Origin of the sequence: Rhizobium mesosinicum (genome assembly GCF_019511345.1) — a bacterium.
GTDB classification, from domain to species: domain Bacteria; phylum Pseudomonadota; class Alphaproteobacteria; order Rhizobiales; family Rhizobiaceae; genus Rhizobium; species Rhizobium mesosinicum.
The window spans coordinates 60,191-79,894 of the sequence record NZ_JAEUAK010000013.1 but is presented as its reverse complement, the minus strand read 5'-3'; the positions used below and the strand labels follow the sequence as shown (position 1 = coordinate 79,894).

At 60.2% G+C, this 19,704-nt stretch carries 10 protein-coding genes; 4 read left to right on the top strand and 6 right to left on the bottom strand.

Annotated elements, in window-relative coordinates; all coding sequences use genetic code 11:
• Positions 1–5: 5 nt before the first annotated feature.
• Together JNB85_RS26215 and JNB85_RS26210 are read right to left on the bottom strand one after the other, a co-directional pair.
• Positions 6–1,286: an ABC transporter substrate-binding protein gene (locus tag JNB85_RS26215; RefSeq protein ID WP_420852295.1), complete on the bottom strand. Its 1,281-nt coding sequence runs from the start codon at positions 1,284–1,286 to the stop codon at positions 6–8.
• A 66-nt stretch (positions 1,287–1,352) separates the two neighbouring features.
• Positions 1,353–3,686 (bottom strand): alpha-L-rhamnosidase, encoded by a 2,334-nt coding sequence (locus JNB85_RS26210; RefSeq protein ID WP_220337350.1) that lies wholly within the window; start codon positions 3,684–3,686, stop codon positions 1,353–1,355.
• Between the two features lie 141 nt (positions 3,687–3,827).
• Here JNB85_RS26210 and JNB85_RS26205 point away from each other — a divergent pair, with 141 nt between their 5' ends.
• Both JNB85_RS26205 and JNB85_RS26200 read left to right on the top strand, forming a co-directional pair.
• Positions 3,828–4,847, top strand: coding sequence for a LacI family DNA-binding transcriptional regulator (locus JNB85_RS26205; protein WP_220337349.1), 1,020 nt, complete (start codon positions 3,828–3,830; stop codon positions 4,845–4,847).
• A gap of 463 nt (positions 4,848–5,310) precedes the next feature.
• Complete coding sequence (locus JNB85_RS26200; protein ID WP_220337348.1) at positions 5,311–13,803, top strand: glycoside hydrolase family 94 protein; 8,493 nt, start codon at positions 5,311–5,313, stop codon at positions 13,801–13,803.
• A gap of 64 nt (positions 13,804–13,867) precedes the next feature.
• Here the strand turns inward: JNB85_RS26200 and JNB85_RS26195 are convergent, their stop codons facing one another.
• The 3 genes from JNB85_RS26195 to JNB85_RS26185 all read right to left on the bottom strand — a co-directional run bounded on the left by JNB85_RS26195 (position 13,868) and on the right by JNB85_RS26185 (position 16,225).
• Positions 13,868–14,926 carry an adenylate/guanylate cyclase domain-containing protein gene (locus JNB85_RS26195; protein WP_220337347.1) on the bottom strand — a complete coding sequence of 353 codons (1,059 nt, stop codon included), beginning with the start codon at positions 14,924–14,926 and terminating at the stop codon, positions 13,868–13,870.
• 125 nt (positions 14,927–15,051) lie between these two features.
• Positions 15,052–15,498 (bottom strand): SRPBCC family protein, encoded by a 447-nt coding sequence (locus JNB85_RS26190; protein WP_220337346.1) that lies wholly within the window; start codon positions 15,496–15,498, stop codon positions 15,052–15,054.
• 232 nt (positions 15,499–15,730) lie between these two features.
• Positions 15,731–16,225, bottom strand: a complete 495-nt coding sequence (locus JNB85_RS26185; protein ID WP_220337345.1) for a GXWXG domain-containing protein — start codon at positions 16,223–16,225, stop codon at positions 15,731–15,733.
• Between the two features lie 299 nt (positions 16,226–16,524).
• On the opposite strand from JNB85_RS26185, the gene JNB85_RS26180 reads away from it, so the two are divergent.
• Positions 16,525–16,710: a hypothetical protein gene (locus tag JNB85_RS26180; RefSeq protein WP_220337344.1), complete on the top strand. Its 186-nt coding sequence runs from the start codon at positions 16,525–16,527 to the stop codon at positions 16,708–16,710.
• 505 nt (positions 16,711–17,215) lie between these two features.
• On the opposite strand, the gene JNB85_RS26175 is transcribed toward JNB85_RS26180, so the two are convergent.
• Positions 17,216–17,575, bottom strand: a complete 360-nt coding sequence (locus JNB85_RS26175; protein WP_338050358.1) for a DUF2000 family protein — start codon at positions 17,573–17,575, stop codon at positions 17,216–17,218.
• Between the two features lie 417 nt (positions 17,576–17,992).
• Here JNB85_RS26175 and JNB85_RS26170 point away from each other — a divergent pair, with 417 nt between their 5' ends.
• Complete coding sequence (locus tag JNB85_RS26170) at positions 17,993–19,687, top strand: ABC transporter substrate-binding protein (protein WP_220337343.1); 1,695 nt, start codon at positions 17,993–17,995, stop codon at positions 19,685–19,687.
• Positions 19,688–19,704 lie beyond the last annotated feature (17 nt).

Here is a 19,704-nt window from a genome sequence, read left to right as displayed (position 1 = left end):
GAAGGTTACCAGTTCGGCAGACCGAGTTGCTTGGCCTGCTTCTCGACATCCTGGTCGTAGAGGGCGGCCGCATCCTTGGCGGAGCGTATGCCGGTTCCGACCTCGACCGTGATCTGCTCGAGCGCCGGTCCCTTGACGGGCGAGAGGAATTCAAGTGCCGGACTGTTGCGTCCCTCAGTATCGAAATAGGGCAGCATATCGGAAACAACCGGCGGAATGTCCTTTGGAAGTTCGCATCCCTTGACGAGATAGGGACCGGACGGAACGGCCTTCGCCATCAGGTCGCAGGCTTCCTTGGAGCCGACGAAATCAAGGAATTTCTTTGCCTCCTCCAGGTTCTCGGACTTTGCGGAAACATAGAGCGCCGAGGGCATCCAGACGGTCAGCCCGTTCTTGGCAGCATCAGTTCCGGGTTGAGCGAAGAAGCCCAAGTCCTTGAGGTTGTCAGGGAAATTCTGTTGAACGTTGCCGATACCGAAAGTGAGGTTTGGATAATGGGCGGCTTCGCCGGTAGCGACCATGCGCATGCCGTCATCAAAGGTCGCCGCTCCGAAGTCCGCATTGAGGTAGCCTCCCTTGGCCACCTCCTCGAGATGCTCAAAGCCGCGCAGCGCTGCCGGCGTATTGGCGTATTTGACCTTGTTGGCCGTGTAGTCGTCGGCGAAGTTCGGAACCTCGGACTGCACGTTGTAGAAATCGGCCAGCACAAAGAGCTGTGAGGTCCAGGTCGTGCCGTAGGTCTGCGCCACAGCAACCTTGCCTGCCGCCTTGATCTTCTCGTTATTGCTCATGAACTCCGCCCATGTCTTCGGCGGAGTCAGCCCCAGATCGGCGTAGATCTTTCTGTTGTAGAAGATGCCACCGCCCATCGCCGAGCCGAAGGGGATGCCACGGACATGCCCGTCAGGGCTGGTGACGACCTTCTTGAAGCTGTCCAGAATGCCGGCTTCCGAGGGAAGATCGGAAAGATCCGCGATCGTTTCCTGCGGTTTCAAAGCCTGAAAGAGCGAGCCGCTGTTATATTGGAAGACATCGGCCATTTCGCCGGTCGCGAGTCGGGTCTTGACGATGTTGTCGCCCTCAGAGCCGCCGGCGCGCTGTTCGACGTCGAAGGTGACGTCGGGATACTTTTCCATATAGGCCTTGGAAACGGCATCGAACGAGGCAATGGATTCCGGATTGGTATCGATCAGCACGCTGAGGGTCACATCCGCCTGTGCCACTCCAGCGGCAAGGGCCATGATGCTGGCTGCAAGGATGCTGCACTTCGTCATTCGCATAGTCATTTCCTCCTCTTGAAGACCGGAATGCGTTGGCTGCCTGCCCGCGGGATTTCACCGCGGGCGACCACATCAGATGGAAAATGTTATTTTATGCTCCCCCGCAGCGAGCCTAAGATCCTGACCTTGCTCGACTGTGGCGCCATTCGCCTTCAGCGCCTTACGGTCGCTTCGGCCGTGAAGGCGTGCAGCAACACCCGGCGGCAGCACCAGACGGCACGTGACGAAACCCTCCTCCAGGGTCCATCCAGCTTCGATACGGCCAAAACGCGTGTCATGCCAGGCTGAAACCGGCGAGAGAGCAGGCAGGATCGCCGGATCGAAGACGACTTCTTCGAAGCCGGGCTTGTCTTCCAGCGGCTTGATGCCGGCAACATCTTCGAAGAGCCATTGGCAAACGGCGCCATAGGCATAGTGGTTGTAGCTGTTCATATCGGGATCGTAGATCGTCCCATCTTCGGCGAGTGCATCCCATCGCTCCCAGATCGACGTCGCGCCGCGCTCGACCTGATACAGCCATCCCGGAACCTTCCGGTTCAGGAACATCTTTTCGGCGAGGTCCAGCATTCCGAGCCGGGTCAGCGCCGGCAGCAGGGCAGGGGTGCCGATGAAGCCCGTACCGATGACGCCATCTGTCTCTTCCGCTACCCCGCGGAAGTAGCCGCGAGCGGCTTCTTCATATTCGGGCGGGACAAGACCATAGAGGAACGCCAGAGACCAGGACGTCTGGTCATTATGGGCAATGCGGCCGGAGGGCGAAAAGAACTCGTTCTTGAAGGCCGCCCTGATTTCGTCAGCGCGCTTATCGAGCCGTGCTGCTTCGACAGTTTCACCCAGAATGCGCGCGATCTTTGCCGTCAGCTGCGTGGAAATGAAATGATAAAGGGTCGCTGCGCAATCGTCTGCAACGGTCGGGCGCGGCTTCCGGTTGTCCCCGACCGGCTGCAGCCAGTCGCCGAAAGTGAAGCCGTGCGCGCCCCAGACTGCCGGGGGACGGATGATCGGTCCATCCGAGATGCGCCAGAGGTAATCGAGCCAGCGAAGCATTGCAGGGAAGCATTCTTCCAAGACGGCGCTGTCGCCGTAATGGAGGTAAAGCTGCCAGGGAATGATGGTGATCGCATCGCCCCAGCCGGTCGATCCCGCCCAATCGCCGCGCCCGGCGATCGGGTGAAGCCGCGTCGGATCGGGTGAAAAATGCGGGACCGCGCCATCGGCCCGCTGGTCGTGGATCACATCGCGGAGATACTTCCTGAGGAAGGATTGGCTGTCGGCAAGCCAGCAGGCCGTGCCGGCAAAGACCTGGGCATCGCCGGTCCAGCCGAGGCGTTCATCGCGCTGCGGGCAATCCGTCGGCACTTCGATGAAATTGGAACGCTGCGACCAGATTGTATTGTCGACGAGCCGGTTGACGGCGGCAACGCCTGAGGTGAAACCGCCGGCGCTTGTTGGCACCGAGGTAACCGGCACCATGGTGATCGCGATCACTTCAGCCTGGCCCGTCAGGGTGATGCGCGCATAGCGGAAGCCCATGAAGGTGAAAAGCGGCGCATAGTCCTCTTCGGTTTGTCCGGAGAGCGTATAGGTCAGTTCGGCACGCGCGCTGCGATAATTGCGGTTGTCGAAGAAGCGATCAGGGCCGAGCACCTCGGAATGTTCGACGCGCACTTGCGCACCGGCAGCACCCGTGAGGCGCAAGCGGATATAGGCGCCTGCATTCTGCCCGAAATCATATACAATTCTGCCATCGGCTTCTGTCCAGCTATCGATGGGGGAGCGTTCGTCCAGCTCCCTGACCGCGCCGGTCTCATGCGGAACCAGCAACGCCTTATCGAAGGGGAGGACATCGACACCGTGGCTATCCTGCGGGTGGATGCGGGCGTCATAATCTTCGCCATAATAGATCCCGTTGCGCACAACGGGGGTGAAGCCGCTCTTCCAGCGGTCATCCGTCTTCAGGAGTAGCTCGCCACGGGCGCGCAATTCTGCGATCGCCGCCGTCCGGTCGCCCCAGCAATTGATGATCGGATTGGAGGCCCACATCAGTTGGCCGCGATACCAGCCGTCGCCGAGCCAGATCTCGATGCGATTGGCACCGGGTTGCAGGAGCTTGGTGACATCATAGGTCTGATAGGCGATCCGGTCGTCGTAGCAGGTCCAGCCGGGCGTCAGAAGATCGCTGCCCACACGCTTTCCGTTGAGGAAGGCACGGTAGAGGCCGAGGGCCGAGATGCGCAGTGTCGCTTCGGCCGGAACGGTGTCGAGCGCGAATTCTCGAGAGACGAAGGTGCCGGATGTCGCCTGTCCGCCATCGCAGGACGGGCCGATCATCGACGCCGCAAACTGGAAGACGGAACCGGCAAGGCCGTCCTCCGCGACGGTGCTATCGGCCGAAGCAGTCTTCATTTAGTACCTCCCTCAACCGCCAATTCCTCCGGCGGCTGCTTCGTGTGTATCGTTCTATGTATATCATTCTACACTATCGATTGCCGCGCAAGAGGTTTTGTGCCTATAATTTTCCGACACTTGAGAATGAGGCAATTTGGAATGAAAAATCAGGCCGTTAACGCGACGAGGGACAGGGTGACCATCCGCGATGTGGCACAAGATGCCGGCGTCTCCGTCGCCGCGGTATCCAAGGTCCTTCGCAATGCCTACGGCGTCAGCGAAGTCTTACGGGCGAAAGTCGAGATTTCGATTGAAAAGCTGAATTACCGACCTTCAGTCGCAGCGCGCGCCATGCGCGGCCGCACGCAGACGGTCGGCGTCTTGGTGATCGAACTGTCCAATCCGTTCCTGGCGGGGGTCATCGAGGAGGCCAACGCTACACTGGCGGAAAGCAACTTCAAGGCGCTGATCGGAATCGGCCGCTCTGCAAGTTCGATCGAGGCATCGATGATCGAATCGATGATCGATAACCGCATGGACGGCGTGTTGATCATCGCGCCCCGCATATCGGGAAAGATCCTAGAGCTTTATGCACGGCAAATTCCGATCGTGGTCATCGCCCATCACGAGCCGCATGCCAAGACTTACGACACCGTCAATTCCGATGATCACGGAGGCGCTTATCTCGCGGTCGAAGCCGCCTTGCAGCGCGGCTATCGGGACATTGCAATGCTCAGCTATGACCTCGGCGACTCCCCGCCGACCATCGTCGCCCTGCTGCGCGAGAAGGGTTATCTGGATGGCATGAAGGCGGAAGGCCTGGAGGGTCGCATCATCCGCCTGCCGTCGGTAGGAGCTGACCGTCGGGCGGCAATCAATGATTTCCTTGCGATGAGGGACCGACCCCGCGCCGTCTTCGTCTGGTCGGATCTTGATGCCGTGCCTCTGATCAATGCCGCGCGTATGTGCGGCATCCGAGTTCCGGAAGATCTCGCCATCATCGGCTATGACAATTCGCCGATGGCGGCCATTCCGCTCGTCGGTCTGACCAGCGTGGACCAGAACGCCGCTGCACTCGGCAGAACCGCAGCGGAGACGCTGCTCGGCAGGATCGATGGCCGTGAGGAAGCCAGGCATCTGCTGATCAAACCGCATGTCGAAATGCGCGGAAGCACCTGAAGGGTAGACGGGTTTTGGAACTTCGCGAGATTATGCGACAAAGTTGAGTGGTTCACGGGTACGCTCGCAGCGGCAGAACTCGGCAACCGCGCCCGCCATCGAAGGACGCAGGCGGCTGAAAAGCGTCAGGCGTACCGGTCAAAATCTACGGCATTGAGAGGCAGCCAACCGTGCGAAGCCGCCCTGGCTCCGCCTGGTTGAATGCGTATTGGAACGTGGCTGCGCAAGCGGCGACATATTCCTGTTGGCCCATTTCATTTGGTGAGCGGTCTGATTAATCGTCCGTTCATTTTACCGCCGCTATTGACCATTATCCGCCATTTCGAACAATTCACGTTTGAATGTAAACTTCCTCTTAAAAGCAATGAAGATGCCCAATTCGAAACGCTCGTGCCCCTGCTCGCATCCAGTTCCGCAAATATGCATTCGACGGACACGAACCCAGTAGAAGAGAGTAAACGCTATGACCTCTCAAAATGTTGTGGGCGCTACCAGCCCGCATATTCAGGCTCCCGCCGATCCGGATTTCGGCATCCGCGCGCCCTTGCTGTCGAACGAGCAGCTGAGGATCAAGGCTGCGCAGTTTGCAGAAAGCCGCGCCCTTGATGTGGCGAGTTTCAAGAATTTCGATTTCTTCCAGCGGCATCGGGAGAACGAAGCAGAGATATTGAGGGTCTATCGCGCCGCTGCCGCTGACGTCGATGCCGGCGAGAGCATTACGCCGGCCACCGAATGGCTGCTCGACAACCACTACATCGTCGAAGAGGCGATCCAGGAAGTCCGCCGCGACTTTCCGAAGAAGTTCTATCGGGAGCTGCGCAAGATCACGCTCGATGGGACGGAAGTGCCGCGCACGCTGGCACTCGCCTGGCTCTATATGGCGCATGCCCACAGCAATATCAGCAATGCAGGCATGACCGCCGTCACGGAAGGTTTCCAGGACAGGGAGACGCTGCGTATCGGCGAACTCTGGGCGCTGCCTTCGCTCGTCCGTTACGTTCTGATTGACAATCTTCGCCATGTTGCGGCACGGGTCCATAAGGGCAGCGAAATGCGCGGCAGCGCCAACGCAGCGGCGACCCAGGCGATTGCGCTCGGCGATTCCGGGGCCGTGGGCTTCCTGGAGACGCTTTCGGCCAATCTCGACGATACGACCTTCGTTACCCAGCTGCATTATCGCCTGCGCAATGCGCTGGAGCCGACCGAAGCCGCGCTCAACTGGCTTGAGGCCAAGCTCGTGGAGAGGGGGACGGACGCCGAAGCTGTGATGTCGGCAGAGCAACTGCGTCTTGGAGCGGCCAACTCCCTGATGGGCAGCATCATCAAGAGCCTGCGGGATATCAACGATACCGACTGGTCCGAATGGGTCGAAGAGGTCAGCACCATCGATAAGCTGCTCTGGCAGCAGACGGATTATGCCGAACTCGATTCCGGCTCCCGCAACAGCTATCGCCGCCAGATCGAAAAGCTTGCGAAGCGCTCCGACAAGACGGAGATGGATATCGCCGAGGCGGCCGTCCGCTTGGCCGACCGCGCGAAGGCGGGAAGCCAGGATCTTTCCGAATCAGCCGGCAATGTCGGCTATTATTTCGTCGGCAATGGACGCCCCGCTCTCGAAGCAGAGATTGGCTTCCGGCGGCCGCTCGGCCTGCGGTTCATGCGCGTCATTCGCAAGCTGAACTGGCTGGCAATCGCCGTGCCGGTGCTGCTCCTGACGCTGCTGGCGCTGGTCGTCACCGAAGCGGTTTTCGTCGATGCCGGCATGCCGCTTTTCGCGACGATCGTGCTGCTGTTGATGTTCGCGCTTCCGGCCTCCGAAGGAGCGACCGGCCTCTTCAACTTCTTTGCGACCTTCTTCATCACGCCCGATCGTCTGGTCGGTTACGAATTCAAGAAGGGCTTGCCGGCAGACGCCCGCACGCTCGTCACCATTCCTTGCCTGATCGGCAAGCGCGAGCATGTCGATGAGCTCGTCCGCAATCTCGAGGTCCATTATCTCGCCAATGCGCGCGGTGAAATCTATTTCGCGCTTTTGAGTGACTGGCCGGACGCACAGGAAGAACAGAGCGCCCGCGATCTCGAAGTGCTCGACTATGCAATGAGCAAGATTGCCGATCTGGACGCACGTTACGGAGAGGACGGCAAGCAGCGCTTCTATCTGCTGCATCGCCGCCGCCAATATAATCCCGCCGAAGGCGCCTGGATGGGGTGGGAGCGCAAGCGCGGCAAGCTGCATGAGCTTAACATGCTTCTGCGCGGCGAGCCGAATACGAGTTTCCTGCCGGGCGCCGATGTCGTGCCGCAGGACGTGAAATACGTGATGACCCTGGACAGCGACACGCGTGTCGTCCGCGACACCGTGATCAAGCTCGTCGGCAAGCTGCACCATCCGATCAATCGCCCGGTCTTCGACGAAAAGAAACAACGGGTCGTCGATGGCTACGGCGTGCTCCAGCCCCGTGTGACGCCGTCGCTCACGACAGGCAAGGACGCATCGACCTTCCAGCGCGTCTTCTCGGTCAACCGCGGCCTCGACCCCTATGTCTTTGCCGTCTCCGACGTCTATCAGGACATTACCGGCGAAGGCACCTTCACCGGCAAGGGCCTCTATCACGTCGATGCCTTCGAGGCCTCGCTGAAGGGCCGCATCAAGGAAAACTCGGTTCTCAGCCACGACTTGCTCGAAGGCTCGATGGCGCGTTGCGCATTGGTGACAGATTGCGAGTTGGTCGAGGACTTCCCGATCCGCTATGAAGTGGAAGTCTCGCGCCAGCATCGCTGGGCGCGTGGAGACTGGCAGCTTCTGCCTTATATCTTCGACGATCGCCGCGGCGTCACTGCACTCGGCTGTTGGAAGATGTTCGACAACCTGCGCCGCTCGCTGACGCCGATCGCCTGGTTCCTGGCATCCGTTCTCGGCTGGTACTGGATGGACCCGCTCGGCGCGCTCATCTGGCAGATCCTCTTGATCTTCAGCCTGTTCGTCGCACCGACCCTGTCGCTGATCAACGGTATCATCCCACGCACCAGCGACATCATCCTGCAGGCGCATCTCCACACCGTCTGGAAAGACATCGAGAATGCCAATGCCCAGGTGGCGATGCGCATCGTCTTCATCGCCGACACTGCCTGCGTGATGGCGGACGCCATCATCCGCTCGCTCTACCGCCTCTTCGTCAGCCGTAAACTGATGCTGCAATGGCGCACGGCCGCAAGCGCTCAGGCCATGGCCCAGACGACCATTCTCGGCCATTACAAAGTCATGTGGCGCGCTCCGGTGCTCGCCATCCTGGCATTGCTTTTCGTCATTTCCTCCGGCGACAGCGCCTGGATGGTCGGGCTTCCCTTCGTTATTTTGTGGGTCCTCTCGCCGGCTATCGCCTGGACGGTCAGCCAGACGGCGGAGACCGAAGACCGGCTCGACGTGCCCGAGAATGTCCGCAACGAATTGCGCAAGATCGCAAGGCGCACCTGGCGCTATTTCGACCACTTCGTGGTTCCCGGCCAGCATTACCTGCCGCCGGACAATGTCCAGCAGACGCCGCATGCCGTCGTCGCCATGCGTACCTCGCCGACCAATATCGGCGTCTACCTGCTGTCGGTGATTTCGGCACGCCGCTTCGGCTGGATTTCGTTCGAGGATGCCGTCAAGCGCATCGAGCAGACGATCGAAACCGTGGACAGGCTCGAGAAATATCGCGGCCATCTCTTCAACTGGTATCACACCGACACGCTGAAGCCGCTTGGCCGGCGATATGTGTCTTCGGTCGACAGCGGCAATTTTGCCGGCCATCTGATTGCAGCATCGTCGGCCTGCCGCATCTGGGCGCAGTCTCCGCTTGCTCACATTCACACCGATCTCGATGGGATCGGCGATGTCGCGGCCATTCTTCGCGAGGTACTGAACGAGCTTCGGGAAGAAGACAAATCGGTCCGGTCCCTTCACGATCGGTTGGATGGCCGAATTGCCGATCTCGAAACGGCTGTCGCCACCGGCAGGCGTGAGAAAGAATTCTCCTCCGGCCTGATCGAGCGATTTGCCGGGCAGGCCCGCGAAATCCGCGAACTCGCCGGCAGCCTCGACCGCGAAGTCAAGACGGCGCAGAGCGACGAGGTTGTCCATTGGGCAGAAAAGCTCGTGGCGACCTGCGAGCTTCATCTGACCGACAAGGCTTTCGATCCTTCGCAGGCGGATGCCATCAGCGAAAGGCTGATCCGTGTCGGCAATCGTGCCCGCGAAATCGCTTTCGACATGGATTTCAGTTTCCTCTATCGCCCTGAGCGCCGGCTGCTGTCGATCGGCTTCCGTGTCGAGACGGAAGAAGTCGATGCGGCCTGCTACGACCTGCTTGCTTCGGAAGCACGCCTGACCAGCCTGTTTTCGGTCGCCAAGGGCGACCTGCCGACGGAGCATTGGTACAAGCTCGGCCGTCATGTCGTTCCGGTCGGTTCGCGGGGGGCGCTGGTCTCCTGGTCCGGCTCGATGTTCGAATATCTGATGCCGCCGCTGGTCATGCAGGAGCGCAGCGGAGGCATTCTCAACCAGACCAACAATCTGATCGTTCTCGAACAGATGAACTACGCCCGCAAACTCGGCACACCCTGGGGCATTTCGGAAGCGGCCTTCAATGCCCGCGACCACCAGATGAACTATCAGTACAGCAATTTTGGCGTACCGACGCTGGGGCTGAAGCGCGGCCTCGGCCAGAATGCGGTCATCGCGCCTTACGCCTCGCTGCTCGCGAGCCAGTACCACCCCGTCGCCGCACTCGAAAACCTCAACAGGTTGAGGGCCGTCGGCGCGCTTGGCATGTACGGCTTCCATGATGCCGTCGACTTCACGGCAAGCCGTGTGCCTGAAGGCAAGCAATGCGCTGTCGTCTACAACTACTATGCCCACCATCACGGCATGTCGATCGCAGCGGTCGCCAACGTCGTTTTCGACGGCATGCTGCGTGAGCTTTTCCATGCCGATCCTGTCATCGAGGCAGCCGAACTGCTGCTGCAGGAAAAGGCGCCGCGCGACATTCCCGTCATGGCAGCCAAGCACGAAACCGATGCGCCGGCGACCATCCAGGGCGACCTCATGCGTCCGGAAGTGCGCCGACTGGAAGACCCGGCATCGCGCGAACGCGAATTGCTGCTGCTGTCCAACGGTCGCTATTCGACCATGCTGACCGCGACGGGCTCAGGCTACAGCCGCTGGAAAAACCTCTCCATCAACCGGTGGCGGGCCGATCCGACCGAAGACCGCTGGGGTTCGTTCATCTTCCTGCGGGATACCGCCTCCAACGAATGGTGGTCTGCGACGGCAGAGCCGCGTTCGATCGCCAACGAGCACGTGCGCGTGAGCTTCAGCGACGACAAGGCGGAATTCATCAAGACCGTCGGCGAGTTGACGAGCGAGATGGAAGTCTTCGTCGCCAGCGATCACGATGCGGAAGGCCGCCGTCTGACGATCACCAATACCGGCGCGGAAGATCGCGTGATCGAAGTGACCTCCTATATGGAGCCGGTCGCGACACTCGATATCGTCGATACGGGCCACCCGGTCTTCGCCCGCATGTTCCTGAAGACCGAGATTGCCGCTGCCGGCGACGCGATCTTCGTCGAGCGCCAGAAGCGTGGCCTGACCGATCCCGATGTCGCCATCGCGCAGCTTATCGTCGATACATCGGGCGAAAACGGCGCGACTCAATATGAGACGGACCGAATGCGCTTCCTCGGCCGCGGACGCACCCTGACCGAAGCTGCCGCCTTTGATGCTGGTGCAGAGCTTTCGGGTACCGATGGTTTCACCATGGACGCTTGCGTTTCGCTGCGCCGTACGCTTCGCGTGCCGGCCGGCGAAAAGGTCAGCTTGATTTTCTGGACTGTTGCGGCCGGTGAACGCGCCGAACTCGAAGCAGCTCTCGATCACTATCGCCAGCCCGAAAGCTTTGCCCAGGGCCTCGTTCAGGCCTGGACGAGAACACAGAGCCAGTTGCGCCAGATCGGCGTCAACTCGAAGGAGGCAGCCGCCTACCAGCGGTTCGCGCGCTACATTATCTATCCCGACATGGCGCTACGCGCCGACAGCAAGGCGGTCCGCGAGGGTCTTAAGTCCCAGTCCGTTCTCTGGGGAGCAACGCTCTCGGGTGATGCGCCGCTGATGACGTTGCGCATCACCGACGAGCTCGGCACCGATCTCGTCAAGGAACTGTTGCGGGCTCAGGGTCTCCTGCAGTCGCGCGGGGTCGAGGTCGATCTCGTGATCTTCAACGAACGTGCCGGCGAGGCGGCTGCGGAAATGCAGCGCACGGTCGACCAACTCTGCGATGCGGCGCGTCATGCAAGCGAAATTGCGGGTATCCAGCGCAACATCTATGCGCTGCGCAAGGACCTGACGACACCGGAAGCCTATGACGCCATCATTGCCGCCTCGCGCGTCGTACTGCGGGGCCGTGACGGCAGTCTCGTCGACCAGTTGCAGAAGGCTCGTTCCGTTGCCGGTTCACCCGCGCTCCTCGGCCAGTGGGGCGATTCCACTCTGGTGCCGAGGATGGTCCGCGGCCTGGCTTCGCCAGAACCGGTCGACGGCAGCGATCTCGCGTTCTGGAACGGCTATGGCGGATTCGCGGCCGATGGCAGCGAATATGTCGTGCGCCTGTCGGGCGGCGAACAGACGCCGCATCCGTGGGTCAACATCATGGCCAATGACAGCTTCGGCTTCCATGTCTCGGCGGAAGGTGCCGCCTTCACCTGGAGCCAGAATTCACGCGATCACCAGCTGACACCCTGGACCAATGATATGGTCACCAACCGGCCGGGCGAAGCCTTCTACCTGAAGGACCTCGATCGGGGCTCGGTCATCGTGCCCTATGCGTCGCTGGCGCAGCGCTCCGACACGCGCTTCGAAGCCCGTCATGGCCTCGGCTACTCGGTCTTCTCCACGGTTCAGGACGAGATCGCCCTGGAGGTGATGCAGACCCTGCATATGCAGAAGTCGGTCAAGCTCACGCAACTGCGCATCCGTAATGATGCAGGCGAGGCGCGCAAACTGCGTCTTTATGGCTATGCCGAATGGATCCTCGGCAACAACCCGACGAAGAGCAAACCCTTTATCATCTCCAGCTTCGACAGCGCGAGCGGGGCGGTCTTCGCGAGCAATCCATTCAGCGTGAGCTTCGGCACGCGTGTCGCCGCATTTGCGGCAAGCGAGGCGCCGTCGAGCGTATCCACCAGCCGCCGCGAATTCATCGGCCGGCACGGAACGATCCAGCAGCCTCGTACCGTCTCGGCCGGCTCGCGTCTCTCCAACGCTTTGGATCTCGATGGCGATCCGGCCGCCGCCATGGCCTTCGATCTTACGATCGGGCCTGGCGAGGTCCGCGACATCTGCTTCTATATGGGCGATGCTGCCTCGCAGGAGGAGGCGGCTGCTCTGATTGCTGAAATCCGTTCCGTTAGCTTCGAAGAGGTTCTCGGTCAGACCCGCGACTTCTGGAAGAACTTTACCGGCAAGACGCGTGTTTCGACACCGGATCAACGCCTCGATTTTATGGTCAACAACTGGCTGCCCTATCAGACCTATAGCTGCCGCATCATGGCCCGCACCGCTTTCTATCAATCGAGCGGCGCGTGGAACCTGCGCGATCAGCTGCAGGATTCGCTGGCTTTCCTGCTGCACTCGCCTGATATCGCTCGCAAGCAGATCCTCAATACCGGCCGGCGCCAGTTCCCAGAAGGCGACTTCCAGCACTGGTGGCTGGCAGACAGCGGCGCCGGTGTGCGCACGAATATCTCCGACGATCCGGTCTGGCTCGCCTATGCCGTCGATCAATATTGCACCGCGACCGGCGACAGCTCGATCATGGACGAGATGCTGCCCTTCGTCGAAGGAGCGCAGCTGAGCCCCGGCCAGTATGACGCCTTCCTGCAGCCGCGTGTTTCGGAGGAAACCGCATCGCTCTACGAGCATGCCGCCCTCGGTCTCGATCTCGCAATCAAGCGTACCGGCGTCAACGGTCTGCCGCTGATGATGAGCGGCGACTGGTGCGACAAGATGGACCGTGTCGGCATGGCCGGCCGCGGCGAAAGCGTCTGGCTCGGCTGGTTCCTGGCCGGTACGTTGCGCCGCTTCATCGCCTATGCTGAAAGCCGCGGCGACGCGCGGCGTGTCAGCCACTGGACCGCACATCTGGAAAAGCTCAAGAGCGCGATCGAAACGGCCGGCTGGGACGGCGAATATTATCGCCGCGGCTATTACGACAATGGCGCGCCGCTCGGCTCCAGCCAGTCCGAAGAGGACAAGATCGATTCGATCGCTCAGTCCTGGAGTGTGCTATCGGGCGAGGGCAACCCGGAACGCAGCGAGATGGCGATGAAAGCCGTCCTCGACAAACTCGTCGATGAAGATGGCAAGTTCATCCGTCTCCTGACGCCGCCTTTCGTCAAGCCGGTCAACGACCCCGGTGTGATCAGGGCCTATCCGCCCGGCGTTCGCGAAAACGGCGGCCAGTACACTCATGCCGCCGCCTGGGCAGTTCTGGCTCTCGCCCGCATGGGTCACGCCAACGATGCCTGGCGGGCCTTCGAAATGCTGAATCCGATCAATCACTCGCTCGATAAGGCGTCTGCGGAGGTCTACCGCATCGAGCCTTATGTGATCGCCGGCGACATCTATGGCGAGGGCGCGCTCAAGGGCCGCGGTGGCTGGAGCTGGTACACAGGGTCGGCCGGCTGGCTCTACCGTGTGGCAATCGAGGGCATCCTCGGCATCCACTCGGAGAATGGTCGCCTGCACGTCAAGCCGGTGCTGCCGGACGGATGGAACGGCTTCTCCGCCGAACTCGACCTGCCTGGCGGGAAATATCAGGTCTCCGTTTCGAGGGTGGATGCGGACCGCTGCTCGGTGACGATCAACGGCATCGCGCTCGATGATCTGAATGAAGGATATATGCTCGCGGCCAAATGAGAACTTGCTGCCGGGGCAGATCGACTGGTGTCACTGCCCCGGCGATCGCCGTGATCTGCGTCATTCAGTCCGTTGGCAAAGTGAAGACAGCGCAGGGATCGGTGATGCCCCGCAGCCGGTGTTCGCCCAGGGGAACCAGATGCGTCGTCGTCTCCGCGGCGAGCGCACCTGATATCAGCACGCGATGACCAAGGGACTTGCAGAGCCCTTCCAGGCGGCTGACCAGATTGACGGCTGGGCCGATGGCGGTGAAGTCCAGCCGATCGGCGGCACCGATATTGCCCCAAAGCATTTCGCCGAAATGCAGAGCCGCGCCGAAGGGTAGCGGCGGCAGGCCCTGTGCCTGCCGTGCGGCATCGAGATGGGCCATGCCGGCACTGGCGGCTGCGACGGCGCGTAGCGATGCTTCGCAGGCCTCACCGGGCGTGCCGGTGACGGGAAAGATTGCTAAAACACCGTCCCCGATGAACTTCAGCACTTCACCTCCGAAAGCGTGCACCGCACCTGCAACACGATCGAACCAGGCGTCGAGCGTTGCGATCATGGCAGGAGGCTCAGTCGCTTCGGAGAGCGCCGTAAAGTCGCGCAGATCTGCGCAGAGCAAAGCGGCGCGAATGGTTTCACCGCTGTTGCGGCCGAGCGCTCCGGCCTGCACCTGCGCGGCACTGCGTTTACCGACATAGGCCTCCAAGAGGGTTGTCAACGCCGTCCGTGCGGTTAGAGCCGACAAGGGTGCCGCTCCAAAGCGCGCTGCCTGCTGCAGGCGATCCGCCTCGGCAGGATCGAACGGCCGGGACGCGGCCCAGGCCAATATTGGGCTGTCAGCGCCCCGGCCGATCTTTCCTTCATATATTGGCCCAAAGCCGGCAAGCCAGTCGCCTGCAGACTTGTTGAGGGGGCTGCCGGCAAAGTCGAGCGCCTCGATGACGGCGCCGGTTTTTGCCCGCCATAACCAAGTGCGGCGCGCAATGATGGGATGCGGAACAGCGAGAGTGAGAGCCCCGCCCGTAAGTGGCAGGCCATCGGCAAGCAAGTGGCGGCCAAGCTCGGCTATGAATTGTTCCGGGCCGGAGGAGGCGCTGGCCTCATCGATCAGCCAAGCAAGGTGGGCGGGAAAATCCATGCTTCGATCATGCCATAGCGGTCACCTGATGCCAGCCAGGGCTGCAACAGAACGGCGAGTCAGTATCATTCGGCAAGAGGTCGTTTTCTTCATCAATTCGCTTCTCGTTCGATTTCGAAGCTTGGTTATGTCCGGCCATAAAAGGGATCGGGGCCCGGATCGCGTCCAGCTGCCACGGTACCCAGCCGATCGAGGTAGTGAGCCCAGCCCTCGTCATGGCCGGCGCATTGCTCGGCGTTGGGCAAGCCGGTATGTGTCAGACGCAGGAGTGTCCCATCCGGCTGCTCGATCAAATCGATCTCGACCAGGCTCGAGCCCGGCGGCACGACCTCGCTGCCGTCCCAGCCGAAGCTATAGGCCAGACGATGGACCGGCACCACTTCGCGAAAAGAGCCGCGAGCGAAACGTGCGCCGGTCACATTGACGAGATAGAGCCCTCCGGGCTGCGGCTCGACCTCCGCCTCCGTTCCCATCCAGCGAAGGATCTTTTCCGGATCCGTCAGCAGGGCGAACACCGCCGCAGGCGGCGCGGAAAGATGAGTTTCGCGGCGTACGACGAGAGCCTCTTGCATCGCTTTCTCCCAAATTTGGTCAGGGTCGACCGAATGTACTACGCGGTAACCTGAAGTATCTTAGGAGGAAGATCGCCCGCAGCAAGGGTATCATTCGCCGGCAGCGCTTGAATTGTGGAGAGCGCCCAGATGTCGCTTGCCGTCTTGAGTTTCATTGATTTCGAAGAAGATGGAGGCGGTGGGCGCGTCTACGAATGACGGAGTGATCGCGAATCTGCCTTTTCAACATTCTTCAGGCCTGAGCGTCGACCTTCGTGAGTTTGAAGAAGAGCCGCATCTCGTCGTCGCGCACGCACATCATCCCAGCCAGCGTGTCATCGTTTACCCTCCTGAAGTGGTCGACGATCGGTTGCTTGTCATAGATCATCGCAGCGCTCGCGGTCTGCTCGAATGTCCGAATCTCCAGAGCGGCTGTCGTAGCATGCGCGCGGAATGCCTTCTGAATATGCGAGAACAAATTTCGGGCAAGGGAGGTCCGTCCGAGCGGCGCAAGTCTGATCGCAAGCCCGACGGAGACGAAGCGCGGATCGATGGCGACGAGCCGTCCGGGAAACCATTGAAAGAGCAGGGGATCCGCCCGCATGTCGGGATGAAAGCGCTTGCCGAACCATCGTAAATTCTCAAGAACGCCGTCCAGTGGATGTCCTGACGGAACGCCGACACCTCTCCACAGTCCGATCATCTCGACGGGGTTGACAGGTTCGAGCGACTGAAACCAAGCCGTCATGTCTTTTTGCAGGTTCGCTTGCACGGGTCACCTTCTCTCATGTTCGCGCCGGGAAACGACGTAACGTCTGAACCCGAAGGTTCCGAGGATCAATTCTATCTCTATCCGGAACTTTCGAAGTCGGTGCCGGTTGAGCCGGATAGGAAAAGCACCAATCGCAAGACGGCGCCCGGTGTGTTGGCTTTATTGCAGCCTCTCATCCTGGCGTTGGTGACCGCAAGCGGCGTTCATTCCTCGAGAAACCGCTGCGGCTAGAACCGGTTCCGACATGCGGTTGGTCGGACGCAATGAGGCTGCTTATGACCCAACTCGACAAGCAACATCGCGAACATTTACAAACACCTCCCAATGCCCCGGAGAAGAAGACCGGACACGCGCCGCCTCTCAAGGAGTCGAGTGAGCAGGATGCCATAAGGCCCGGCATCAATGACCCCCGGCTGATGCCGATTGGCAAACCGGGCGTTCGCGTTCGTGAAGGGAAGTGACGATCTCCCCGTAGCCTCAGTGCAGGTCGCCATCTCGGGTGCAGGGGGTGACACCGATGTGTATTTTACGGCCTATATCCGTGACCAGGCGTTCGATTCATCGCCTTTCCGCTAGGTCTGTCCTGTTTGGGCTTGCCTTCGCGCCGCTCTTTGCTGGACCCCAGGTTGCCATCAGTCAGATGGACAGCAAAGGGCCGCAACCGGAGTGTGAAGCAGATAGTCGGTCGTCAGTCGACAAGGATCGGCAGTCGGAAAATGGAGGGTCGGAAAGCCAAACATCTCGGTGCAAGGGCGTGCTGACGCCTCCGCCGACTGGCGACCGTGGGTTGGTCGAACCGGCTCCACCCACCGAAGACATGCCGGTTATTCAACCGGGCGACCTTCCACAACAGATTCCCGGACCCAAACAGCAGTAAGCGATCCACTTGCAGAGCGACATTAAATCTCGCTTTCTCTACTTGCTCAACAGACTAGCGAAGCAACTTCAGAGAGCCCGTCAAGGATCTCACCCATTTCGCCGGTCCGCAAGGCCCAGCCCGTCAATCACCTCTTCATTCAGATCCCGGTGCGGAAAGCTGCGCTGATAGTGGGCGTAATCTTGCAGTGAGCGCGCGAAACCAGGAAACGGTACGATGGCGTGCTCCTCACGCTGATTCAGCGCCTTCAGCATAATCTGACGGATCGTCTGTCCGTCGGCCTGCAGGATCGGCACAGGTCGGTCGTCTGGAGGCACGGTCGCTGAGCCTTTCAGCGCCGAGGATGGCATCTTGGCGCCCATACCTATACCGATGGCGCTGACGGTATTTGCAATAAAGGCTGGCGGAAGCTCGGGAGACGACAAGGCAATGCGGATATCCGGGAGCATGGGAAAGAGCCGAAATTGCAGTGACGAAGGCTTCCCGGTAGGACTTTAAGAGCTGACCCAAACCAGAATCATCGGAATAGCCGTCCAGCAGACGATGGACGGCTCGATCGTGCTGAAAATTAGGCCGTCATGGCTTCAATATAGGTTGGATTAAATCATTACATTTTAACGACCTCAGTCTGGCTGGCCGCGCTTGCGCTGGGCTTTTCGCAGCGCACAATAAGTATGACAATTTAGTTTCCAGCAAGACCGGAGGTTGGCGAGCAATCTACCAGCATGTGGTTCTACGCGATAACGTTCAGATATCGGAGCGGAAATTTTAGTTGCCGCCCCGATTGACCGGATCGGAAATTTTACGCTAGCTTAATTAAATCAATTTGATTGACTCCAAAAAATAACAAGCAAGGGAACATAAAAATGGGACTGGATAAGAACCTAATCCGAGGTGTTTCCGCACGCGCCGGTTGGGCCGCGGCGGTCACCCTGACTGCGGTCATGGCATTTGGAATATCGGCTGCTTCGGCCGGCGAATCCGTTCTGACGATGCATATTGAAGAGCAGACGAGCTGGGTGCAGAACTTTAACCCGTTCGACCTCGCCGGCCGCCGGCAGAGCACCATGGACTTCATCTATGAGCCGCTCGTCATCTTCAACGCACAGGACGGTGGTAAGCCGGTCTGGCGCCTTGCCACGAACTACACGTTTTCCGACGACATGAAGTCGATCACCTATGAACTGCGTCCGGGCGTGAAATGGTCGGACGGCCAGCCGCTGACATCAGCGGACGTCAAATACACGATCGATCTGATGCTGAAGAACGCCGCACTCGATACCGTTGGTGTCGGCGAAACCGTGGCATCCGTCGAGGCGCCGTCGCCGACTAAGGTGACGATCAAGCTCAAGGCGGTCAATTCCGACTTTCCGGAATCGCTGGCCGACCTCGCCGTCGTTCCCGAGCATGTCTGGAAGGACGTCTCCGATCCCGTGGCCTTCAAGAACGAGAAGCCGGTCGGCTCGGGTCCGATGACGGAAGTTCGCCGTTTCACGCCGCAAGTTTATGAGCAGTGCCGCAACCCGAATTACTGGGATGCCGCTTCGCTCCATGTCGATTGCCTGAGGCTACCGCAGATTTCCGGCAACGACCAGATGCTGGCGATCCTGCCTGAAGGCAATATGGACTGGATCGGCTCCTTCATTCCCGAGATCGACAAGACCTTCGTGGCGCTTGACGCCGACCATAACGGCTATTGGCAGCCGCCTGCGGAAACCGTTGCCTTCCAGATGAATTTCAAAAGCAAGGATGACGGCAATCTGGAAGCCTATAAGGACCTCAACTTCCGCCACGCCTTCAGTCTTGCCATGGATCGCAAGTCGATGGTCGATATTGCCGGCTTCGGCTATCCCGTCGTCAACGAACATGCCTCCGGCCTGCCGCCCCGCTTTGAAGGCTGGCGCAACAAGGCGGCTGAAGGCGACAAGGATGCCTTCATGGGTTTTGATACCGAGAAGGCCAGCAAGATCCTCGACGACGCAGGCTACAAGAAGGGTTCGGACGGCTTTCGTAGGACGCCGAGCGGCAAGCCGATCAATTTCCCGATCATCGTTCCCAATGGCTGGACAGACTGGATCGACGCCGTGCAGATCGCCGTCGAAGGCCTGCGCGCAGCCGGCATCAATGCTTCGGTCGCGACGCCGGAATACGAACAGTGGCGCAAGCAGATTCTCGACGGCAGCTTCGAGGTCGTTATGAACTCGCGCGCCGATGGGGCCACTCCGTTTCGCGGCTATTACCAGAGCCTGTCGACGGCCTATGCCGGTCGTGTCACAGGTGCTCCCTCGCGCTATCAGAACCCGAAGCTCGATGCACTCTTCGATCAGTATCTGAAGGCGACGTCGGATGAGGATCACAAGAAGATCTTCAACGATATTCAACTGCTGGTGGCTGAAGATTTCCCCGTCGTGCCTGTCTTCAATGGCCCGACCTGGTACCAGTTCTCCAGCAAGCGCTTTACCGGCTGGGTAACGGAGAAGGACCCAGTCATGAACCCGGAAGATCATGACAACAACCGGATGCGCCTGATGCATCTCCTGCGCCTGAAGCCGGTCCTATAAGACCGGCGAGGCTAGGG